Origin of the sequence: Microcoleus sp. (assembly GCF_049646505.1) — a bacterium.
Lineage (GTDB): Bacteria > Cyanobacteriota > Cyanobacteriia > Cyanobacteriales > Microcoleaceae > Microcoleus.
In genome coordinates this window covers 1-4,142 of record NZ_JBARVX010000157.1, presented here as the reverse complement: position 1 = coordinate 4,142, position 4,142 = coordinate 1, and the positions used below count along the sequence as shown (strand labels likewise).

The 4,142-nt window shown below is 45.6% G+C and carries 5 protein-coding genes; 2 read left to right on the top strand and 3 right to left on the bottom strand.

All coding sequences use genetic code 11. The annotated features are described in order from the left end of the window. The 3 genes from WBA89_RS08510 to WBA89_RS08500 all read right to left on the bottom strand — a co-directional run. A partial coding sequence (locus tag WBA89_RS08510) for a YdcF family protein (RefSeq protein WP_424405590.1) occupies positions 1 to 434 on the bottom strand: 434 nt, incomplete at its 3' end. A gap of 142 nt (positions 435 to 576) precedes the next feature. Beyond that, entirely contained in the window at positions 577 to 903 is a 327-nt protein-coding gene (locus WBA89_RS08505) for a hypothetical protein (protein ID WP_424405588.1), read from the bottom strand. A gap of 87 nt (positions 904 to 990) precedes the next feature. After that, on the bottom strand, positions 991 to 2,556 hold the full coding sequence (locus WBA89_RS08500; RefSeq protein ID WP_424405586.1) for an AAA family ATPase: 1,566 nt from the start codon (positions 2,554 to 2,556) through the stop codon (positions 991 to 993). A 145-nt stretch (positions 2,557 to 2,701) separates the two neighbouring features. On the opposite strand from WBA89_RS08500, the gene WBA89_RS08495 reads away from it, so the two are divergent. Then, positions 2,702 to 3,718, top strand: coding sequence for an adenosine kinase (locus WBA89_RS08495; RefSeq protein WP_424405584.1), 1,017 nt, complete (start codon positions 2,702 to 2,704; stop codon positions 3,716 to 3,718). Continuing rightward, positions 3,715 to 3,867, top strand: a complete 153-nt coding sequence (locus tag WBA89_RS08490; RefSeq protein ID WP_424405582.1) for a hypothetical protein — start codon at positions 3,715 to 3,717, stop codon at positions 3,865 to 3,867. The genes WBA89_RS08495 and WBA89_RS08490 overlap by 4 nt, the downstream gene beginning before the upstream one ends. Positions 3,868 to 4,142: the final 275 nt, after the last annotated feature.

Here is a 4,142-nt window from a genome sequence, read left to right as displayed (position 1 = left end):
GCAATTTCTGCCATGTCTGCCGATTCTGGAGAACCTCCGCCTTTCCAGTCTACTCTACCGCCGCTGAGCACTAACAGGGGAGCTTTGCCTTGACGGTAAAGTCGGGAAGCGTAGATTATTCGATCGCCCGCTTCCCCCAATTCCACCCAAGGGCGGGGCGGCAAAGCTGCTTTGACACCGCCGCCCAAGACGATAATCGCTTCAGCTTGGGGGAGTTCGGCGGTTGGCAAATTTTGCCATTCGAGCGATCGAACTAAGGATTTTGACACCCAACCGCTACTTCCGAGCAGTAAAATAATTAGGGCTCCAGCCATTAGCGGTGCTGCCCATTTTGGACGCTGCCAAAGTGTGATTAAAGCCGCCATCATTAACAAGCAGCTCAACCCCAAAGGATAAATAAACAGCGGCAGCAGTTTCGACAAAAATACAAACATTCAACAAATAATTAAAAGCGCTTCATAGTCTGTCTTTGGATCGAGCGTGAAAAATGTTAATTCATACTCAACTTTAGCCGCGCAGAATTTTGAACGCTTTAACTTAAAGCTCAAAACTCAATACTAAAAACTTTTTTATGTGCTAGCGGCGGTCTTCAGTTTTCGACAGCCACTGAAACAGTGAAGTAGCTTCACGCCGGGAGCTTTTAATATATCTATTACCGTCCGTTTCCACTACTTCTTTATTGAGTATAGCATCCGAGGTTTCATCCTTGGAACGTTTATTGGGGTTGAGCAGTAATTCGTTGTGCCACCAAGCGACAATTAAACCTGCTGCCGCGCCGCCGACTACGCCAAAGCCGATACTGATGGGCAGCGTACATCCTATGAAGCGAAACGCAACGGTAAACAACACAAACCATATCAGCGCGGGGCTAAACCCCTTCGAGTCTCCGTTAAATTTTGCCATGAGCTGCAAGTTGTTTTTGTAATAATACAGAAAGATATTGACAATATTAGCAGACAAGTAATATTTGCAAGGGCGATCGCGCTGCAACTACTGGTCACAAATTAAGTTTAATTGTACCTCTAAATCTTGCGCGGTATCTATAATGTTTGCAGAAATTTGCTCAAATTCTGTAAAAGGTTCTGCTTCTGCTTGCTGCGAGCTCAATAGTTCTGCTGTCGCGTCGGCAATATCGCCCCGGCGCTGCAGCAGCCGTTCTTGCAATACTTCAATTGGTGCCGTGCAGTAAACAATTTGCCAGGGCAAGCTGCGGGATTGAGCCAGATTAATCGCATCGGTTCTCAAGTTTTGGCGATCGAACTTAGCATCTAAAATCACATTCCAACCTCGCTCAGCCAGAACCGTACCCAACTCTAACAATCTACCATAAGTCTGCGCCGTCATTTCATCCGAATACAAATCTTGCCCGCCGCGTTCATTTAAAGGAATTCCGCCTAAATGTTTGCGAACAGCATCGGAACGAATTTGAATTGCACCTGTGCGTCGAGCCAAATATCGAGCTGCTGTACTCTTCCCAGAACCCGACAAACCCGACATCAAAGTTAACTTTCCCCGGCGCGGTTTTGTGTATTTCCAAGCTAATTTATAGTAATGAGCTGCTGTCTGTGAAATCTCTGCTTTTTCGGCAGTTGAAATAGCCGCATCGTCCAACATTAACGAAGTCACTTTTGCTCTGACATAAGCTTGACGGCTCAAATAAAGCGGCAGCACTTGCAGCCCTTCCCAATCGCCTGTTTGTTCTATGTAAGTGTTGAGAAAAACATTGCCTAAATCTCTGCGCCCCCGCGAGTCCAAATCCATGACAGTAAAAGCGACATCGTACATAACATCCACAAAGCGAAAATGCTCGTTAAATTCAATGCAATCAAATAGCAATATTTTATCGTGCCACAATGCGATATTCCGCAGGTGCAAATCTCCGTGACATTCGCGAATTTTATTGTCGGCAATCCGCTGGTTAAATAACTCTTTATTTTTGGCAAAAAACGCATCAGTATAATCTTTTGTTTCCTGATATTGTGTCTGACTCTGCGGCCCGCCGATATATTTTTGGGAAATCAGATAGTTGTTGTCTATTGCTGTGCGAATCTGACTGATTTCGCCAAAGGTGCGAATGTAGTTATTGGTAATTGCCGTGCTGTGAAACTTGGCAACTTCCCGCCCTAACTCTGCCATAAGTTGTTCGGTCAACTGTCCGCGCTCCAATAAACTGAGGAACAGCGCTTTTTGAGGAAATTCCCGCATTTTTAGCGCGTATTCTACAGTAGTTTCTGCCGGAGCTGTATCTGGTGAATCGCTGGCAAATTGAAAGAAATCGCCGCTTTGAACAATTGGCAAAACTTCGAGATAAATTTCCGGGGCTGTGCGTCGGTTCATCACCAATTCTTGGGTGCAGAAATGCTGCCTTTTCTGCAATGTTGAATAGTCCATAAAGCCAAAGTTGACGGGTTTTTTGATTTTGTAAACATATTCTCCTGTTAGGAACACAAAGGAAGCGTGAGTCTGAATGAGCTGCACGGGTTCTGTGACGCTGTGGGGGTAGAACTCAGGCTGCAGCATTTGCTCAATTAGAGGGGGTAGACAAGTATCAGTCATGTCGATTTTAGTTTTTAGATTTTAGATTTTGGATTAGATAGATTTGGGCTGGGGGATTTAGATTGAGATAACTTAAAGAAAATAGATGTTGAGTTGAAGTCGATTTATTATAAGGTTGATAATTAGTGTAAACCAAAAATTACTGATGACTGAAAATAATCAAGATTCCCGTTCGGTGGATGTGTTTGGCGTAGGCAATGCCCTGGTAGACATTTTAGCATTGGTGGAAGATGAATTTGTACTCGATCGCGGGCTGAATCGCGGCGGGATGACGCTGATGGATTCGGCAACGCAGGGGGGGATTTTGCACGGTTTGGAGCATACTTCGTTACAAATGCGATCGGGGGGTTCTGCGGCAAATACGATGATTGGTGTGGCTCAGAGTGGCGGTAAAGGCTATTATTCGGGGAAGGTTGCTAAGGATACTAACGGCGAATTTTACAGGCAAGATTTGCTGGAGGCGGGGATTGATTTTAATGTGCATCCTGCTGCTGAGTCTAGCGGGCCGACGGGTACTTGTGTCGTGCTGACTACTCCTGATGCGGAACGCACTCTGTGTACGAATTTGGGGGTTTCTACTACTCTGGCTGCGACTGATATTGATGTCGATCGACTATCTCATTGTCAGTACAGTTATGTTGAGGGCTATCTTTGGGATGCTCCCGATCCGCGAAAGGCTAGCATTGAGACGATGGAACAGTCTAAGCGTCTGGGTGTGAAGGTGGCTTTTACTTTTTCTGATGGCTTTTTGGTCGATCGATTTGCTGATGATTTTCACAAGGTGGTTTCGGAATATTGCGATGTAATTTTTTGCAATGCTGATGAAGTTCGGAGCTTTTTTAAGGAGGAATCTTTAGAAGAATGCGCTCGCAAAATGAGCAAGATTTCGGATTTGGCTTTTATCACTAATGGGGATAAGGGCTGCACTGTGGTGGAGAACAAACAAATTGTTGATGTGGCTGGATTTCCGGTAAAGCCGATCGATACTGTGGGTGCTGGTGATGCTTTTGCCGGCGGTGTTTTGTTTGGGCTGACTAACGGTTTGAGTGCGGCGCAAGCGGCTCGTTGGGGCAATTATTTGGCTTCTATGGTGGTGCAGATTCACGGGCCTCGGCTTGACGGTTCTCAGGCTCATCTTTTGAGTAAGGTGATTTCTGGTTGAGAATTGAAATGGGCGATCGCGCTTTTTTCGATCGAGGGCGATCGCACTTTTTTGAACCGATCCGTTGCACGGGCAAAAAAGCCCGTGCAACAGCCGACATGAGTCATCTCAAATCCGGTTGTATGGGAATGATAACTAATAGGTGGTAAGATTGAATGAACCGCGAAGACGCTCTTGACGCGAAGTAACATACCCCCTTGATGATTCGGCGGTTTCAACCGCCAGAAAGTCAAACAATGTCGGCGGAAACAGACTGCTTTATAAAGGGGAGCCAAAACCCGGATTTGGTATTAGATATTGAGAACCGCTATATTTGTTAGTGCCAATTCCCAATTCCCAATTCCCAATTCCCAATTCCCAATTCCCAATTCCCAATTCCCAATTCCCAATTCCCAATTCCCAATTCCCAATTCCCAATTCCCAA